This is a genomic window from Acetivibrio sp., from assembly GCF_035371925.1.
Lineage (GTDB): Bacteria > Bacillota > Clostridia > Acetivibrionales > Acetivibrionaceae > Hungateiclostridium.
Genome location: NZ_DAORXT010000062.1, coordinates 1 through 16,525, shown reverse-complemented (window position 1 = coordinate 16,525; position 16,525 = coordinate 1). Strand labels below are relative to the sequence as shown.

Here is a 16,525-nt window from a genome sequence, read left to right as displayed (position 1 = left end):
ATATTTTGCTCTATTTGTTTATATTTTCTAGCTTTTTGTGGGACAATCAATATATAATATTATATCATTTTATCAATTAAGTTGTAACTTTCCTATTATTTCATAAACACTGCCGTGGTTATACATTCTGAGGTAATTTTCTATTCCTTCGACAACATCATAACAGGCAGTAGGATTTATAAAATTGGCTGTTCCCACCATTACTGCGCTTGCTCCCGCCAGCATGAATTCCACCGCATCCTCACCGCTTGATATTCCACCCATTCCGATAACGGGTATTTTAACAACGCTTGCAACCTCATAGACCATTCTCACTGCAATGGGTTTTACCGCCGGACCGGAAAGGCCACCCATATTGTTGGCCAGTATAGGTCTTTTTTTGTGTATGTCAATGGCCATACCTAAAATTGTGTTTATAAGGGAGAGGGCATCAGCTCCCGCTTCTTCTGCGGCAACAGCTATTTCTTTAATATCGGTTACATTTGGAGTAAGCTTGACTATAAGCGGTTTTTTGCAGTATTTTTTCACTTTGCTTGTAATCTCGCTTATCCCTCCCGGAGAATTTCCAAAAGCAACACATCCTTTTTTTACATTGGGACAGGAGACATTAAGCTCTATGGCATCAATATCCGCATCCGACAATTGAGCTGCCATTTCGCAGTAATCTTCTATAGTATTGCCCGCAATATTGGCAATTATTTTTGTATCGTATTTTCTCAAAAAAGGAATCTCATCTTCTATAAAAGCTTTAACACCCGGATTCTGAAGCCCCACGCTGTTGAGAATACCGGCCGGAGTTTCGGCAATCCTGGGCGGCCTGTTTCCCTGCCTTTTTTCCAGGGTAAGTCCCTTTACCGATATTCCTCCAATCTTATTTAAATCCATATAATCGGCAAACTCCCTACCGAATCCGAAAGTTCCGGAAGCTCCGATAACGGGATTTTTAAGCTTCAAACCTGCAATATCAACACTTAAATCAACAGTTTTTTCAGTCATCCAAAATCACCTCATCACTCCAGAAAACAGGCCCATCTTTACAAACATGGCTGTATTCCCAATTATCCGGTTTTCCGGTTTTGCACGCACACACAAGACATGCTCCAATCCCGCATCCCATTCTCTGCTCCAAGGACACCTGGCATTTGATGCCGGCCTTTTGGGCCATATCTTTTACCTTTCTAATCATCGGTAAAGGACCGCAGGTGTAAATAATGTCAAATCCCTTTTCAGCAATATCCTTGTCAAGAAGATCGGTAACTAGTCCTTTGTAGCCCACGCTTCCGTCATCTGTAGATATGGAAAGTTTATCGGCGGCAGCTTCAAACTCATCGGTCAATACCACATAATCACTGCTTCTAAACCCTAAAAAAGCAGACTTGTCAGCATCTTTCATCTCTTTTAACAGGTATAGCAGGGGGAATATACCTATCCCTCCCCCTACCACGGCAATACGCTTGTATTGGTCGGATACATGGAACGGTTTTCCCAAAGGGCCTATCAAATCCACTTCGCTCCCCGCTTGTTTTTGGGACAGGTATTCGGTGCCGATTCCCTTTATTTGAAATACAATATCAAATGTTCCCCGTTCCCTGTCAACGCTGCATATGCTTATCGGCCTTCTTAGAAGTGCGTTTAACCCTTCACAGCATTTTACGTTTACAAACTGCCCCGGACGGGCATTTTCAGATATATATTCAGATTTAACAGTCATTTTATAAATTGATTTTGCTATTTTCTCAATACTCTCTATTTTTTCCTTCAACACCTTGGACATGGCATCCTCCGATTATTTGTTATCAAATACACTCAAATCCAAAACTCCAAGCTCTTTTTCGTCTTTTCCGAGTTTTATACACTCCAATACCGCTCTTGCAGTATCAAGGGATGTAAGACAAGGAATTGACATTTCAACAGCTTTTCGTCTAATTTTAAATCCGTCCCTTTCGGGTTGTCTTCCCTTTGTAGGAGTATTAATTATGAGACTAATTTTGCCCGACTCAATCAGATTCAGAAGGTTCGGTTCACCCTCGCCGATTTTTTTCACGGCATTGGTGGCAATTCCCTGGTTGTTTAGCATATTGGCGGTTTTACCTGTGGCATAAAGCTCAAATCCCAGCTTCTCAAACTCTTCTGCCAGGTGTATAAGCTCCGGCTTGTCAGTATCCCTTACGGTCATCAGTATTGCTCCGCCTTTTTTAGGAAGCTTGATTCCTGTTGCAATAATTCCCTTGTACAGTGCATCGGGGAAGGTTTTTGCTATACCCAAAACTTCACCGGTGGACTTCATTTCAGGTCCTAAGCTTGTGTCAACATCATGAAGCTTTTCAAAGGAGAATACCGGAACCTTTATGGCTACATACTCCGATTCTCTGTAAAGTCCCGTTCCATAGTTGAAATCTTTGAGCTTCTTGCCCATCATTATTCTCGTGGCAATATTCACCATAGGTATTCCCGTTACCTTGCTAATATACGGAACGGTACGGCTTGAACGCGGGTTAACCTCTATTACATAAAGCTCATTATTATAATATACATACTGTATGTTAATCAAACCGACAACCCTTAGTGCTTTGGCAAGCTTTTGGGTATAATCCGCAATCTTTTCCTTAAGCTTTTCTTCTATTGTCTGAGTCGGATACACAGATATGCTGTCTCCGGAGTGAACACCGGCTCTTTCCAGGTGCTCCATTATACCGGGTATCAAAATATCCTCCCCGTCGCATATGGCATCAACTTCAATTTCTTTACCCATCATATATTTGTCTATGAGGATTGGATGCTCCTGCTTTACCCTGTTTATAATCTCCATAAATTCTATTACATCTTTGTCGCTGTAAGCTATTTCCATACCTTGGCCGCCAAGTACATACGACGGTCTTACCAGCACGGGGTAGCCCAACTCATTTGCAGCCTTCAAAGCTTCGTCAAGGGTAAATATTGTCTTTCCTTGAGGCCTTGGAATGCCGAGCTCTTCTAAAATTTCATCAAATTTCTCACGGTCTTCGGCTGCATCAATATATTTGGGCTCTGTTCCGAAAACCTTTACTCCCATTTCTACAAGGGCCTTTGTAAGTTTAATAGCTGTCTGTCCGCCAAACTGTACAATTGCTCCTTCAACTCCTTCTTTCTCCACAATGTTCTCCACATCCTCAGGAGTCAACGGTTCAAAGTACAGCCTATCCGCTGTGTCAAAGTCAGTACTTACTGTCTCGGGATTGTTGTTGGCTATTATAGTTTCATAGCCTTCTTGTTTTAATCCCCATACCGAGTGAACCGAGCAGTAGTCAAACTCAATACCCTGTCCTATCCTTATAGGACCCGAGCCTATTACCAAAACCTTTTTCTTATCCGATTTTTTCACTTCGCAGCATTCGTCATAGGTGGAATAATAATAAGGTGTCATAGCCTCAAATTCTGCTGCACAGGTATCAACCATTTTATAAACGGCACGAATGCCAAGCTCTTTTCTTTTTGCTGTAACTTCATTTTTGTCGCAGCCAATATAGTTTGCTATAACTGCGTCGGTAAAGCCCATCTTTTTAACCGTTCTTAAGCTTTCTTCATCAAAATCCGAAAGCTTCATGGTCTTTAACTTCTCTTCCATAAGAACCAGCTTTTTGATTTTGTTTAAGAAGAACAAATCTATCTTTGTAATATCGTTAATTTCCTCTACTGTTATACCTCTTCTAATTCCCTCAGCAATAACAAGAAGTCTTTCATCATTTACATCCTTTATCTTTTCCCTTATTTCCTCATCGCTGAACTTTTTGTAAATATCCTGCTCAAGTGTGAAAATACCCAGTTCCAGGGATCTTAGCGCCTTCATCAGGGCTCCTTCAAAGGAGCTGCTTATCGCCATTACTTCACCGGTAGCTTTCATCTGCGTTCCTAAAGTTCTTTTTGCCTTTACAAACTTGTCAAAAGGCCATTTCGGTATCTTGAGCACAACATAGTCCAAAGTAGGCTCAAAGCATGCATAGGTCTTTCCTGTTACCGCATTTTTAATTTCATCAAGACCATAGCCTATAGCTATCTTTGAAGCAACTTTTGCGATGGGATAGCCTGTTGCCTTTGATGCCAATGCCGACGAACGGCTAACCCTTGGATTAACCTCGATTACCGCATATTCAAAGCTGTTGGGATTTAGAGCAAACTGGACATTACATCCTCCCTCTATGCCCAATGCCGATATTATCTTTAATGCTGCGGAGCGAAGCATCTGATATTCTCTGTCCGCAAGGGTTTGAGAAGGAGCGACAACTATACTGTCTCCGGTATGAACTCCTACCGGGTCAATATTTTCCATATTGCATACGGTAATTACATTACCCTTGCTGTCGCGCATAACCTCATACTCAATTTCTTTCCATCCCGAGATACATTTCTCGATAAGAACCTGATGTACCCTGCTGAGCCTTAAACCATTAGAGCCAATCTCTTTTAGTTCTTCATCATTGTACACAATACCTCCGCCGGTTCCTCCCAAAGTATAGGCAGGGCGTACAATAACGGGATATCCGATTTCCCTTGCAAAATCCAGTGCATCCTCAATTGTATTTACCACCTTGCTGGCAATACAGGGTTCTCCTATTCTTTCCATGGTGTCTTTAAATGCCTGCCGGTCCTCGGCCATTTTTATCGCTTCGGTAGCCGTTCCCAAAAGTTTTACGCCATGTTCCCTCAAAAAACCTGACTCTGCAAGCTCCATAGCAAGATTAAGTCCCGTCTGTCCCCCCAAAGTAGGAAGTATGCTATCCGGTTTTTCTTTTATTATAATGTTCTTTACAACCTCTACTGTAAGAGGCTCAATATATACTTTATCAGCTATATTGGTATCTGTCATGATTGTGGCAGGGTTGCTGTTAACCAGCACCACCTCTATATTTTCTTCTTTTAAAGCCCTGCAGGCCTGAGTCCCTGCGTAGTCAAACTCTGCCGCCTGACCGATTACAATAGGCCCCGAGCCAATAACCAGGACCTTTTTTACATCATCCCTTTTTGGCATTTAATTTCCCCCTCATATATTAAATCTTGTTCCGTCAATAATCACCTAAATAAAGCATTGAAGTTGTCAAACTAAGGCTTTTATGCAATTCTATAAAGAATTTCTTTTCATCATATCAATAAACTCGTCAAAGAGATAAGCCGTATCCTCGGGACCGGGCGAAGCCTCCGGATGGAACTGCACGGTAAACACCGGCACATCCTTGTACCTTACACCCTCTACAGTGCCGTCATTCATATTTCTGTGACTTACTACCATTCTCGCTTTGTCCATGGATGACTCAACAATAGTGTATCCATGATTTTGAGAAGTAATATAAGTCAAATCCTTTTCGACATCCTTCACAGGATGATTTGCTCCTCTGTGACCGTATTTCAGTTTTTCTGTATCGGCACCGTTTGCAAGGGCTGTCAGCTGATGTCCAAGGCATATTCCAAACATGGGTTTTTTGCCCATAAGCTTCTTTATTGTTTCAATGGTATAAACACAATCTTTAGGGTCCCCTGGTCCGTTTGAAAGCATTATTCCGTCAGGATTAATTGCAAGGATGTCCTCTGCTTTAGAGTCGGCAGGAAAAACATGCACATCACATCCTCTTTTTAGAAGGGAGCGCACAATATTTTTCTTCAAGCCCAAATCTATCAATGCAACTTTAAATCCGTCACCTTTATAGTGCAAGACTTCCCTTGTTGTAACACACATAACCGGATCCTTTATAACATAAGCTTTTATTTCATCAATTTTCTCATCAAAATTGAAATCCGGGTCTGTTGTAATTAATCCTTTCATTGTACCCTTTTCTCTCAAAATTCTGGTAAGAGCCCTCGTGTCGATTTTTTCAATTCCTATTATGTTATTCTTTTTTAGATAATTGTTTAACGTCTCTTCGGACCTCCAATTGCTTGGAGTCTGGCAAAGTTCCCTTACAATAAAGCCCTTTACCTGGGGTTTTTCCGACTCTATATCTTCATTATTTACCCCGTAATTTCCTATCAAAGGATAGGTCATTGCTACAATCTGGCCGCAATAGGACGGATCTGTCAAAACCTCCTGATAGCCCGTCATTCCGGTATTAAAAACAATTTCTCCGATTACTTCTCCCTCAGCCCCGAAACTTTCGCCGTGAAAAATTGTGCCGTCTTCAAGTGCAAGAATAGCTTTCATATATATCACCCCGTATTCTAAAATCAAATTACTTCATATCACTTAGCGCGCCGTTAATATCTTCCCTCATCCTTATTGCCTCAGCTCTTGATGCTTCGTAAAACTTTTCTTCGCTGTAAATATCTTTCCATTGTTCAGACTTATAAGCACACATTATGCTTCTTGATGCATTGACAATTGCTCCAAGACCGTCATAATTAAAGCTATGGACTACATCTCTGGCTGTTCCGCCCTGAGCTCCATAACCCGGAACCAATATATAGGCACTTTTTAAAATCTTTCTTAGGATTTTTGCCTGGTTGGGATAAGTTGCTCCAACCACTGCTCCTATGCTGCTGTATCCGTATTTTCCTTTTCTGCTTGCTCCCCATGATTCAACAAGCTCTGCAACAACCTCATAAATACTTTTGCCTTCTTGTGTGAGTATATCCTGAATCTGGCCGGATGACTTGTTTGATGTCTTCACCAGCACAAATATGCCCTTGTCGTATTTAATACAGTCATCTATGAAAGGCTTTATTCCATCCACACCAAGATAGGGATTTACCGTAAGTGCATCCGCATCAAAAACAGCTTCACTTACACCTTCATCAATGTCTGTTCTGCCAAGATATGCCGAAGAATAGCACTGGGCAGTAGAACCGATATCGTTTCTTTTACCGTCGGCAATAACCAAAAGTCCCTTTTCCTTTGCATATTTACAAGTTTCATAAAACGCCTTCATGCCTTCCAGACCATACATTTCGTAATATGCAAGCTGGGGTTTTACCGCAGGCACAATATCATAAACCGCGTCAATTATATATTTATTAAAGAGAAGAATTGCCTGCGCCGCTCCTTTTGAATTCTTCCCATATTGCTTATACATATCTTCTTTTATGAAAGAAGGTACATACTCAATTTTCGGGTCCAAACCTACAACGGAAGGATTGTTTTTTTCTTTAATCTTTTCAATCAATATATCAACAAACATCATTTCATTCTCCTTATATAGCTAATTCAAAATATTGTTAGTGAAAAACTCTTATATTATAAAAGTACCTTTTCTCTTACAACGGCATTGCCGCCCACCAAGGTATAATATACGCTTCCATTTAGCTTGAACCCATTGAAAGGTGAGTTCTTGCTTTTTGATTTGAAGTTGCTTACGTCCACAACAAATTCTTCATTTATGTCAATAATAGTTATATCCGCACTCCTGCCTATCTCCAGCGTACCTTTGTTGATACCGAGAAGCTTCGAAGGATTTACGCACATCTTTTCAACCAGTTGGCCGATTGTGAGATGTCCTGGTTTTACAAGATAGGTTATTGCCAGCGGCAATGCTGTCTCAAAACCAACCATGCCGTTTGCGGCTAAATTGAATTCAACATTTTTCTCATCATTGTGGTGCGGTGCATGGTCTGTTGCAATTATGTCAATTGTGCCGTCTTTTAATCCTTCAATCACGGCCTCCACATCTCTTCTCGTCCTTAGCGGAGGATTAACTTTTGCAAGAGTGTTAAAATCTTTGCAAGCCTCATCTGTAAGAACAAAGTAATGAGGACAAGTCTCACAGGTCACTTTTACCCCGCGTTTTTTGGCATTCCTTATAAGATCCACCGAAAGCTCGGTGCTCACATGGGCTATGTGTATCGGAACCTTTGTATATTCCGACAGTATAATATCCCTTGCCACCATTATTTCTTCAGCAGCCGAAGGTATGCCTTTAAGGCCCATAACCGTAGACCAATATCCCTCGTTCATTACACCGCCGTCTGCAATATCCAAGTCCTCACAATGGGATATTACTGCTATATCAAACATGGCTGAGTATTCCAAAGCCCTCTTCATAAGAGCAGAACTTTTTACCGGCCTTCCGTCATCGGAAATTGCCACAGCTCCGGCAAATTTCAGCTCACCTATCTCCGAAAGCTCTTCACCCTTTTGTCCTTTGGATATCGCCCCTATGGGATATACATTAACAACCCCTTCCTGTTTTGCCTTGTTTATAATATATTTCACTATAGTCTCATTATCGCAAACAGGATCTGTATTGGGCATGCATGCTATGGAAGTAAACCCTCCCATTGCAGCGCTCATAGTTCCGGTCTCTATGTCTTCCTTGTATTCAAAACCCGGGTCCCTCAGATGACAGTGGGCATCCACCAGCCCCGGCAGTACCAGCTTGCCCTCGGCATAGATTATGTCTCCGTTTGAAATCTCTATATCTTTACCCGTCTCGGTTATTATCCCGTCTTCAATCAAAATATCTTTTACTTCGTTTGTATTGGTTTTGGTGTCGACAACATGTCCGCCTTTAATTAATACTCTCACCGCTATCCCTCCTTGTTAAAAGATAAAGAAGAGCCATTCTCACAGCAACTCCATTAGTAACCTGCTCGTTTATAAACGACCTGTCAGAGTCGATTACCGATGACGGCAATTCCACACCTCTGTTGACCGGTCCCGGATGCAATATCAGAGCATCCTCTTTTGCAAGCTTCAATCGTTTTTCATCCAATCCGAAGAATCTCGAATATTCTCTTAAGCTCGGAAACAAGCCGCTTTTCTGTCTTTCCTTTTGAATTCTAAGTCCCATTACCACATCTGCATCAATCAATGCCTCCTGAACGGTGGTAAATACCTTCACACCGGTCTTATCCAATTCCGGAGGTATCAGAGTGGAAGGCCCGGCAACACTTACTTCGGCGCCAAGCTTTGTCATACCCCAGATGTTGCTTCTTGCCACTCTGCTGTGATATATATCACCGATTATGGCAACCTTCAGCCCCTTAAGACTTCCTTTTTTCTCGATTATGGTAAACATATCGAGAAGTGCCTGGGTTGGATGCTCATTCATACCATCACCGGCATTTATTACCGATGCGTTTACGTTCTTCGCAAGAAGATGAGGCGCTCCCGACATGGAATGCCTGATTATGATTACATCCGCACCCATCATGTCAATGGTTTTTCCGGTATCTATAAGTGTTTCACCTTTGGCTACACTGCTGCTTGCCACAGAAATGTTGGCAGCACTTGCACTCAAGTATTTTGAAGCAAGTTCGAAGGACAATCTTGTCCTTGTGCTGTTCTCATAAAACAGGGTAATTATTGATTTTCCCTGCAAATGAGGAGCTTTCTTGTTTTTTGACAAAAGGATAACCTTCATTGTTTTTGCGGTATTTAAAATGTATTGTATTTCTTCTGCCGTCAAATCCTTAAGTCCTAAGAGGTCTTTTGATTTTAAAGTCATTTTTACACCTCACTCTAAAATAAACTATTTATATTAATTAATATTATTAGTATCAAATGTCCTCAAAAAAATAGTAAGGATAGTGGAATTCCTTACTATTTTTTAAAAAATACTGTATTTTTATCTGAACAAATTGTAAAGGCTTCATATTTAAAAATGGGAATAATAGCACATATTTTTGCTTGGCTTTTACTTTATTATTAATATTATTAATAATGCTTTTACAGTTTTTCATAAATCGTACCCTTCCCTTGAAACCTTAAAATTTATATTCCCCTAATGACTTATACCTTTTTCTATATCACTTATTGTCACGCAAGTTACTCCGTCAATCTCGGCAAGCTTTACATTTACCACTTCAAACTTGGAGGTCGGAACATTCTTTCCTACATAATCCGGTCGTATCGGAAGTTCCCTGTGGCCTCTGTCAATGAGTACCGCAAGCTGAACCATCTTGGGTCTTCCCGAATCCATCAGCGCATCAATAGCCGCCCTTACTGTCCTTCCCGTATACAACACATCGTCAACAAGAACTATTTTTTTGTCATTTATCGGAAAGTCTATTTCTGTGCCGTTTATTATCGGATGTTCGGAAAGCATGCTTAAATCATCTCTGTAAAGTGTTATATCGAGAATGCCTACCGGCACACTCTTTCCCTCCACACCTCTAATCTTCTCGGCAATCATCCTTGCAAGAGGCACACCACGCCTTTGAATGCCGATTAAAGCAACATTCTCAACACCCTTATTCTTCTCAATAATTTCATGGGCTATTCTGGTTACAGCTCTCACAATTCCGCTTTCATCCATTATTTCAGCTTTATCAATCATTTTTAACACTCCGATACTATACTTTTTTATATATTATTTATAAAACACTCTAAAAAAGCTTCTTACCAGTCGGCAAGAAGCTACATGACAATAAACGTATAGAACCATCGTATACTATTCAACAAAATATCTTACCTTCTGAGTCTCTCTGGACTTAATTAAAGGTTTATTATTTAATTCTATCTAATGTTAACACATCAAAAGTCAATTGTCCATACATTTATTATTATATTTTTTATTTTTCATTCTATTTTTTCCTTCTATCACTGTATCATCTTTTTAAATTAATGCCCAGTATACCGCCTATACTTCCCGACAACACTCCGATGGCAAGCAATATCAATACATAACTGTTTACGGCAAAATCCCTGTAAACTATGCTGCTTATCAAATATAAAATCAGCATATATATAAATCCCACTATTGCTCCGTTAAGCCATCCCTTGCTTTTTACATTTTTGGCGGATATCCATCCCGCTATCACTATACTGAGCAATGTGGTAATTATAACTGCAGTGGACATATATTTTAGAGGAAAATCAGTAAATCTTAGAAAATATGCAAAAATAGCGAACATTGGCAGTGTAAATAAATATGATATTAATATTCCCTTTATAATTGTAATAACATTTGTGTGTCCACTTAAAATATTCTTCGCCGCCTGACCAGTCTTGTTAATCATAAAAACCCCCCAATAGATGTTTTTTATACTACAATCTATTATGTTTGTTCAAAAGTTAGAACCAATAAAGCAAATAATTTAAAATTAACTTAAATTTTATCTTTTCGATATTTTATGAAAATATAAAAACTTATTCTGGTATACATAGAATATAAAAACACCATACACTATAATTAATAAAATAAATGTCGTTCAAATTGATTAAACTATATATGAAAAGCTCCAGAATATTATTGCTTTTTAAATTAGGGCAGTAAAATGCGAAGTAAGAATCGATAAAACTGGAGGTTCAATTATGGGATTTTTTGATTTTTTATTCAATACACAAAGCAGCGCCGACTCGGATAACAATGCTGATGCGGCTCAAAACAAGGTGAAAAAGTTCCAGCCGTTTAGCGAAGAGTTCTCGCTGGACATGACAACGGAACCTTACGGAAATAATATGTATGAAGCCAATAATTCTTATTCAAACAACGGAGTTGAAATTCAAGACGCCAGAAATGTATTTCGACTGGTATACAGCGGTATTCTGGCCAAAAATAATCCTGAGAATTTGTATGCAGTAATCGGTTACGGAAACAACCTTGCCTGGGAAGATGTCGAATCCTATACCATGCGCAAGATAGGCGATCAAAAGTATGAATTGTTATTTCCGGTAAACAGGACAGGTAACATTAATATGGCATTTAAAGATGATAACGACAACTGGGACAACAATTCAGGCATGAACTACACTTTTAAAAACTATGTTTATGAGGGTAGCCATTAGGCTACCCTTTTTCAAACAACAGAAAATAGCTATGTATTTTACGCTTCACTGGATTCTACAACTCTGCTTATAGCCGCTCTTAAAATTTTTATCTGCGTTCTTTCAACGCTGGTCTCGATAGTTACTTCATCATCCTTGATATTTATTATCTTTCCGATAATTCCTCCGGTTGTAACAATATTATCTCCAGTCTTAAGTGCTTGAAGCATTTCTGAGTGCTTCTTGTCCCTCTTTTTCTGGGGTAAAATTACCATCAAATACATGATGACAATAAAAGCCACGGGCACAATCAACGCACCTATAAGCTCCTGGATACCTGCTCCTCCTTCTTGCGGCATATGAAACCTCCTCTCAATTTTTTATTGTCTTGTTGCTGCCTATATTGTTAAATCAAATTTTACTGTCAAATTTTTTTGTATCCGAAATTATTGAAAAACTCATCCCTAAAGTCCAAAAGCCTGTCTTCCATTATAGCCTGCCTTACGTTTTTCATAAGGTTAATTAAAAATCTCAGATTATGCCATGTGGTAAGCCTTATTCCGAGAACTTCCCCGCTTTTTAAAAGATGCCTTATATATGCGCGGGTAAAATTCCTGCAGGCATAACAGTCACATTCCGGGTCTATGGGATTAAAGTCTCGTGCATAGACCGCATCTCTTACTATCATTCTGCCCCTGCCGGTCATAACCGTACCGTTTCTTCCGATTCTTGTGGGAAGTACACAGTCAAACATATCAACTCCCCTTATCGCTCCTTCAATCAGGTAGTCGGGGCTTCCCACTCCCATCAAATACCTTGGCTTGTCCTCGGGAAGCAGCGGAACTGTAACATCCAGCATCTCATACATTTCTTCCGCAGGTTCCCCCACACTAAGCCCCCCAATGGCATATCCCGGGAAGTCCAGTTCCAGCAATTCATAGGCACTCTGCTTTCTCAAATCCTTATACATTCCTCCCTGGACAATCCCGAAAAGAGCTTGTTTTTCCGGGTTCTGATGAGCCTTTTTGCATCTTTCTGCCCACCGGGTGGTTCTCTCCAATGAATTCTTGGCATAGCTGTAATCCGCAGGATACGGAATACATTCATCAAAAGCCATTATGATATCGGCCCCAAGATCATTTTGAATCTTTATGGACATCTCGGGAGAAATAAAATGCTTAGAACCGTCAATATGCGACTTGAAAGTCACACCTTCTTCCTTGATATCCCTCAAATCGCTGAGACTGAAAACCTGAAAGCCTCCGCTGTCAGTAAGAATCGGCCTGTCCCAATTCATAAAGCCGTGAAGGCCCCCGGCCTCTTTCACAATATCCTCTCCGGGCCTCATATGAAGGTGATAAGTATTGCTCAATATTATCTGTGCCTCAATTTCCTTCATTTCATCCGGAGACATACCTTTAACGGTTGCCTGCGTTCCCACCGGCATAAAAGCCGGAGTGTCAAAATACCCGTGAGGAGTGTATACTCTACCCAGCCGGGCACCTGATTGTTTGCACTTTTTTATTAATTCATATCTTATTGCACTCATATCTTTTATCGTTCCTTACCATTAATATTTACTTTATAAACATGGCGTCACCGAAGCTGAAAAACCTGTACCTTTCGCTGACGGCAACATTATAAGCCTCCAATATCTTTTCACGCCCTGCCAGAGCACTCACAAGCATAATAAGTGTGGATTCCGGCAGGTGGAAATTGGTTATCAACGAATCCACCACTTTAAACTTGTATCCCGGGTAAATAAAAATATCAGTCCACCCGCTTTGGGGCTTTACATTTCCTTTTTCATCTCCTACCGTTTCAAGCACCCTGCAACTCGTGGTCCCCACCGCTATTACCTTGCAGCCGTTTTCCTTTGCAGTATTTATCTTCTTGCAGTCCTCTTCATTTATCCGGTAAAACTCACTGTGCATTTTGTGCTCTTCCAAGGTTTCAGCCTTCACCGGTCTGAATGTGCCAAGTCCCACATGAAGCGTCACATAAGCAATATTTACGCCCCGGCTTGCCAATTCATCCAAAAGCTCCACAGTAAAGTGAAGCCCTGCAGTGGGAGCTGCGGCAGAGCCCCTGTATTTTGAATAAACAGTCTGGTATCTTTCCGCATCATCCAACTTTTTTGTTATATAAGGGGGCAGCGGTACAATACCAACCCTGTCAAGAATCTCTTCAAAAATGCCGTGATACTCAAATCTTACAAGTCTGTTTCCTTCTTCAATTATCTCAATGACCTCCGCCTTAAGCTCGCCATTTCCAAATACAAACCTCGCCCCCGGTTTTGCCTTTTTTCCCGGCTTTAAAATAACTTCCCAGACATCTCCGTTAATCTTTTTTAAAAGGACGAACTCAATTTTACCCCCTGTTCCTTCCTTTTCTCCTAAAAGTCTTGCGGGGATAACCCTGGTGTCATTTAAAACCAGGCAATCACCTTTGTTTATGTACTCTACAATATCCTTAAACTGCTTATGGCAAATCTCTCCCGTTTCTTTGTCGAGAACCATAAGCCTTGACATATCCCTTTTGGCGATAGGCTCCTGCGCAATCAATTCTTGCGGCAAATCATAGTAAAAATCACTAACCTTCATAATAAATTAACACCGTTTCATATATTTTTATTTCGCAATATGTTTATTTCAATTAGTAATATAGTAATTTATCTCCACAGTCCAATTACATAATTTAATTACATAGTTGTTTTATGATATTTTATGCGATTTATATAGAATAATACATTAAATCCTTCTTTCATGCAAGGTTCAAATGCAAAAAACTGCATAAAGCAATATAAAAACTCCGGAAAACATTCCGGAGTAGTATCTAAAAACTATTATTCAAAAGCATTACCCAAAAGCAGATTTATTCAACTTTGGTTCCCGGAAAATAATGGGTCAATATTTCCTCGTAAGTAAATCCGGCCTTAGCCATACCCTTGGCACCTTCCTGACTCATACCTACGCTATGGCCCCATCCTTTCCCTTTAAAGATATAGTTTGTCGGAATCAAAGGAACAACCTTCGTACCATTTGAATTGACAACATTTACCTTGCCGTTTGTTGAGTTTACGGTTTTCAATCCCGAAGCCGTCATCACCTTTTTCCCGCCAAGCTGTGTCATAACCGGCTCATCGCCATTTCCGTTTACAAATATATCTGCATCCGTGGTAATTTCATACCATTGGCTGTCAAGGCTTAAAAAGCTTCTTGTGGAACTGTTTGTATATACCTTCTCACCTTGACTTCCCTTGACTATCACCTCGGTTGCTCTTCCCGCTTCGGACCTCTTTGTTATATAAATTCCCAGTATGTCTCCCAACTTTAAGCCCCGATCTGTCATTATCTGCTTTATCTTCTGTGCCGTAAACGAAACCTCCCAATTGTAATGCCACGAATCTCCGGACTCATATTTGTCTTCAACGCTTACAAGATACGGATATCCTTCACTTCCCCAAACATTCCTTACATCTTCGGTTCTGCCCCCGCTGGAGCTGAAATAGAATACCGAAGCAGGCTTTCCGTTGTATGTAACTATCTTTCCCTTCGTATCGTCAACAGCTTTATTTGTTGATGCCGCTTCTCCGTCAAAGCCCTTATACACTTGAGAATACACAGTGGGACACAAATCAAACTGCAGCCTTTTGTATTTGTTCAAGTTGTTCACAGTATAGGTTCTCGCCGCAACAGCCTGGGCTTTAAGTGCTTCCGGATGGGAGCTTGCCTGTATTTCGTAGGGTACAACCCCATACAGATATTGTTCAATATTGATTACATTAATTACTGTCATATCACTTCCGGAGAGTCTTAAAACTTCAAGCCCACCGCGATATCTACTTTTGTCATCTCCATTTATTCTTAAAACGCCGGTCCCATCTTCAACTTCAGGCTGTACACCAAAGGCATAGTATATTGAATCAAACACAAGGATTGGCTGTCCGTCCTTTGACAAAACAGTTATCCTTGATGCAGACGGAGACACAACACTATAATCGCCGGTTCCTAAAGCCGGGTCTATATTCTTCGTTATCGCCGTCTGTGCCTCGTTTTCGTCAAGGTAAAAACCTGTCCAAATCTGCCAACCGTCATCATATGCCGGATAGGCATCCACACCTTTTTGCTTGACTTCAACAAGCTCTTTGTAAAGAGAATTATAATCTTTATAATCCTTGCCTATTTTTATATGATAAGCACCAATTATCTCTCCCGAAGGGATTTTCCCTGAAGAAGGGTCAAATTCGGTAAGTCCGCTGCTTCCTTTTGCAAAAAAAGCATCCTTTCTTACAGTAACTGCATCTTTGGAAGGTTCCTTGAAAAGGCAGACAAATCCCTCTTCAGAAAAGTACCCCAACTGAAGTCCTTTCTGGCTGTCGACTGTAAAGCTTGAAACTGCCGAATATTGACCTGTCTGTGAATCGTTAAACAGAAGACCGATCCGAACCTTTTGGGGAATCCCTTGGTATGCGTAAACAGTAAAATCTTGCACAAACAGCACCGACACATAAATTAAAGATATCAATATCAATCGAAATACCATCGATTTTGCTTTAGCTTTTGACCAAAAACTACCTTTCATATTCTCCTCCACATTTGTCTTTTGTATTTTTGCTTTCAGGCGTAAAGCCATATATTTATTGCATTTTGGGGATTGGGTAAAATGCGCCATATTACTTATATAATTCGACAAAAGCCTTCGGTTCCCTTCTTTGTAACACAATTGTAAAGCTTAGAAGAAAATTTATAAATGCGCATATAAATAGCAAATATACATATTCTATTATATGTAATAATTTTAAAATGAAAATGACAAAAATAAATTATTTGACATATAATATTTTAGATGATAGAA

At 40.2% G+C, this 16,525-nt stretch carries 14 protein-coding genes; 1 reads left to right on the top strand and 13 read right to left on the bottom strand.

What is annotated here, in order from left to right:
• Positions 1–72 precede the first annotated feature (72 nt).
• The 9 genes from PLH43_RS09365 to PLH43_RS09325 all read right to left on the bottom strand — a co-directional run bounded on the left by PLH43_RS09365 (position 73) and on the right by PLH43_RS09325 (position 10,920).
• Positions 73–996 carry a dihydroorotate dehydrogenase gene (locus PLH43_RS09365; protein ID WP_324362404.1) on the bottom strand — a complete coding sequence of 308 codons (924 nt, stop codon included), beginning with the start codon at positions 994–996 and terminating at the stop codon, positions 73–75.
• Entirely contained in the window at positions 989–1,774 is a 786-nt protein-coding gene (locus PLH43_RS09360) for a dihydroorotate dehydrogenase electron transfer subunit (RefSeq protein WP_324362402.1), read from the bottom strand. The genes PLH43_RS09365 and PLH43_RS09360 overlap by 8 nt, the downstream gene beginning before the upstream one ends.
• Before the next feature lie 12 nt (positions 1,775–1,786).
• Positions 1,787–5,005, bottom strand: coding sequence for a carbamoyl-phosphate synthase large subunit (gene carB / locus PLH43_RS09355; protein WP_324362400.1), 3,219 nt, complete (start codon positions 5,003–5,005; stop codon positions 1,787–1,789).
• A gap of 90 nt (positions 5,006–5,095) precedes the next feature.
• Positions 5,096–6,169: a carbamoyl phosphate synthase small subunit gene (locus tag PLH43_RS09350; RefSeq protein ID WP_324362397.1), complete on the bottom strand. Its 1,074-nt coding sequence runs from the start codon at positions 6,167–6,169 to the stop codon at positions 5,096–5,098.
• A gap of 28 nt (positions 6,170–6,197) precedes the next feature.
• Positions 6,198–7,142, bottom strand: coding sequence for an orotidine-5'-phosphate decarboxylase (gene pyrF / locus PLH43_RS09345; protein ID WP_324362406.1), 945 nt, complete (start codon positions 7,140–7,142; stop codon positions 6,198–6,200).
• A 56-nt stretch (positions 7,143–7,198) separates the two neighbouring features.
• Positions 7,199–8,485 carry a dihydroorotase gene (locus PLH43_RS09340; RefSeq protein ID WP_324362395.1) on the bottom strand — a complete coding sequence of 429 codons (1,287 nt, stop codon included), beginning with the start codon at positions 8,483–8,485 and terminating at the stop codon, positions 7,199–7,201.
• Positions 8,469–9,407, bottom strand: a complete 939-nt coding sequence (locus PLH43_RS09335) for an aspartate carbamoyltransferase catalytic subunit (protein WP_324362393.1) — start codon at positions 9,405–9,407, stop codon at positions 8,469–8,471. The genes PLH43_RS09340 and PLH43_RS09335 overlap by 17 nt, the downstream gene beginning before the upstream one ends.
• A 276-nt stretch (positions 9,408–9,683) precedes the next feature.
• Positions 9,684–10,238: a bifunctional pyr operon transcriptional regulator/uracil phosphoribosyltransferase PyrR gene (gene pyrR / locus PLH43_RS09330; protein WP_324362391.1), complete on the bottom strand. Its 555-nt coding sequence runs from the start codon at positions 10,236–10,238 to the stop codon at positions 9,684–9,686.
• Between the two features lie 271 nt (positions 10,239–10,509).
• Complete coding sequence (locus PLH43_RS09325) at positions 10,510–10,920, bottom strand: TIGR04086 family membrane protein (protein ID WP_324362389.1); 411 nt, start codon at positions 10,918–10,920, stop codon at positions 10,510–10,512.
• A gap of 295 nt (positions 10,921–11,215) precedes the next feature.
• Here PLH43_RS09325 and PLH43_RS09320 point away from each other — a divergent pair, with 295 nt between their 5' ends.
• Positions 11,216–11,689: a hypothetical protein gene (locus PLH43_RS09320; protein WP_324362387.1), complete on the top strand. Its 474-nt coding sequence runs from the start codon at positions 11,216–11,218 to the stop codon at positions 11,687–11,689.
• Positions 11,690–11,727: 38 nt separating this feature from the next.
• Here PLH43_RS09320 and yajC read toward each other — a convergent pair whose 3' ends face one another.
• From yajC to PLH43_RS09300, 4 genes are all read right to left on the bottom strand, one after another.
• The gene (yajC, locus tag PLH43_RS09315; protein WP_324362385.1) at positions 11,728–12,027 is read right to left on the bottom strand and encodes a preprotein translocase subunit YajC; all 300 of its coding nucleotides are present in this window, start codon (positions 12,025–12,027) and stop codon (positions 11,728–11,730) included.
• Between the two features lie 65 nt (positions 12,028–12,092).
• The gene (gene tgt, locus PLH43_RS09310) at positions 12,093–13,217 is read right to left on the bottom strand and encodes a tRNA guanosine(34) transglycosylase Tgt (RefSeq protein WP_324362383.1); all 1,125 of its coding nucleotides are present in this window, start codon (positions 13,215–13,217) and stop codon (positions 12,093–12,095) included.
• Between the two features lie 28 nt (positions 13,218–13,245).
• Positions 13,246–14,271, bottom strand: a complete 1,026-nt coding sequence (gene queA, locus PLH43_RS09305; RefSeq protein ID WP_324362381.1) for a tRNA preQ1(34) S-adenosylmethionine ribosyltransferase-isomerase QueA — start codon at positions 14,269–14,271, stop codon at positions 13,246–13,248.
• 271 nt (positions 14,272–14,542) lie between these two features.
• Complete coding sequence (locus PLH43_RS09300; protein ID WP_324362379.1) at positions 14,543–16,252, bottom strand: SpoIID/LytB domain-containing protein; 1,710 nt, start codon at positions 16,250–16,252, stop codon at positions 14,543–14,545.
• Positions 16,253–16,525: the final 273 nt, after the last annotated feature.

Bases quoted from the DNA above. Each gene is read 5' to 3' on its own strand.
- queA (WP_324362381.1), bottom strand. From the start codon at position 14,271: ATGAAGGTTAGTGATTTTTACTATGATTTGCCGCAAGAATTGATTGCG.
- PLH43_RS09360 (WP_324362402.1), bottom strand. From the start codon at position 1,774: ATGTCCAAGGTGTTGAAGGAAAAAATAGAGAGTATTGAGAAAATAGCA.
- PLH43_RS09300 (WP_324362379.1), bottom strand. From the start codon at position 16,252: ATGAAAGGTAGTTTTTGGTCAAAAGCTAAAGCAAAATCGATGGTATTT.
- PLH43_RS09350 (WP_324362397.1), bottom strand. From the start codon at position 6,169: ATGAAAGCTATTCTTGCACTTGAAGACGGCACAATTTTTCACGGCGAA.
- pyrF (WP_324362406.1), bottom strand. From the start codon at position 7,142: ATGTTTGTTGATATATTGATTGAAAAGATTAAAGAAAAAAACAATCCT.
- pyrR (WP_324362391.1), bottom strand. From the start codon at position 10,238: ATGATTGATAAAGCTGAAATAATGGATGAAAGCGGAATTGTGAGAGCT.
- PLH43_RS09335 (WP_324362393.1), bottom strand. From the start codon at position 9,407: ATGACTTTAAAATCAAAAGACCTCTTAGGACTTAAGGATTTGACGGCA.
- tgt (WP_324362383.1), bottom strand. From the start codon at position 13,217: ATGAGTGCAATAAGATATGAATTAATAAAAAAGTGCAAACAATCAGGT.
- carB (WP_324362400.1), bottom strand. From the start codon at position 5,005: ATGCCAAAAAGGGATGATGTAAAAAAGGTCCTGGTTATTGGCTCGGGG.
- PLH43_RS09365 (WP_324362404.1), bottom strand. From the start codon at position 996: ATGACTGAAAAAACTGTTGATTTAAGTGTTGATATTGCAGGTTTGAAG.
- yajC (WP_324362385.1), bottom strand. From the start codon at position 12,027: ATGCCGCAAGAAGGAGGAGCAGGTATCCAGGAGCTTATAGGTGCGTTG.
- PLH43_RS09325 (WP_324362389.1), bottom strand. From the start codon at position 10,920: ATGATTAACAAGACTGGTCAGGCGGCGAAGAATATTTTAAGTGGACAC.
- PLH43_RS09320 (WP_324362387.1), top strand. From the start codon at position 11,216: ATGGGATTTTTTGATTTTTTATTCAATACACAAAGCAGCGCCGACTCG.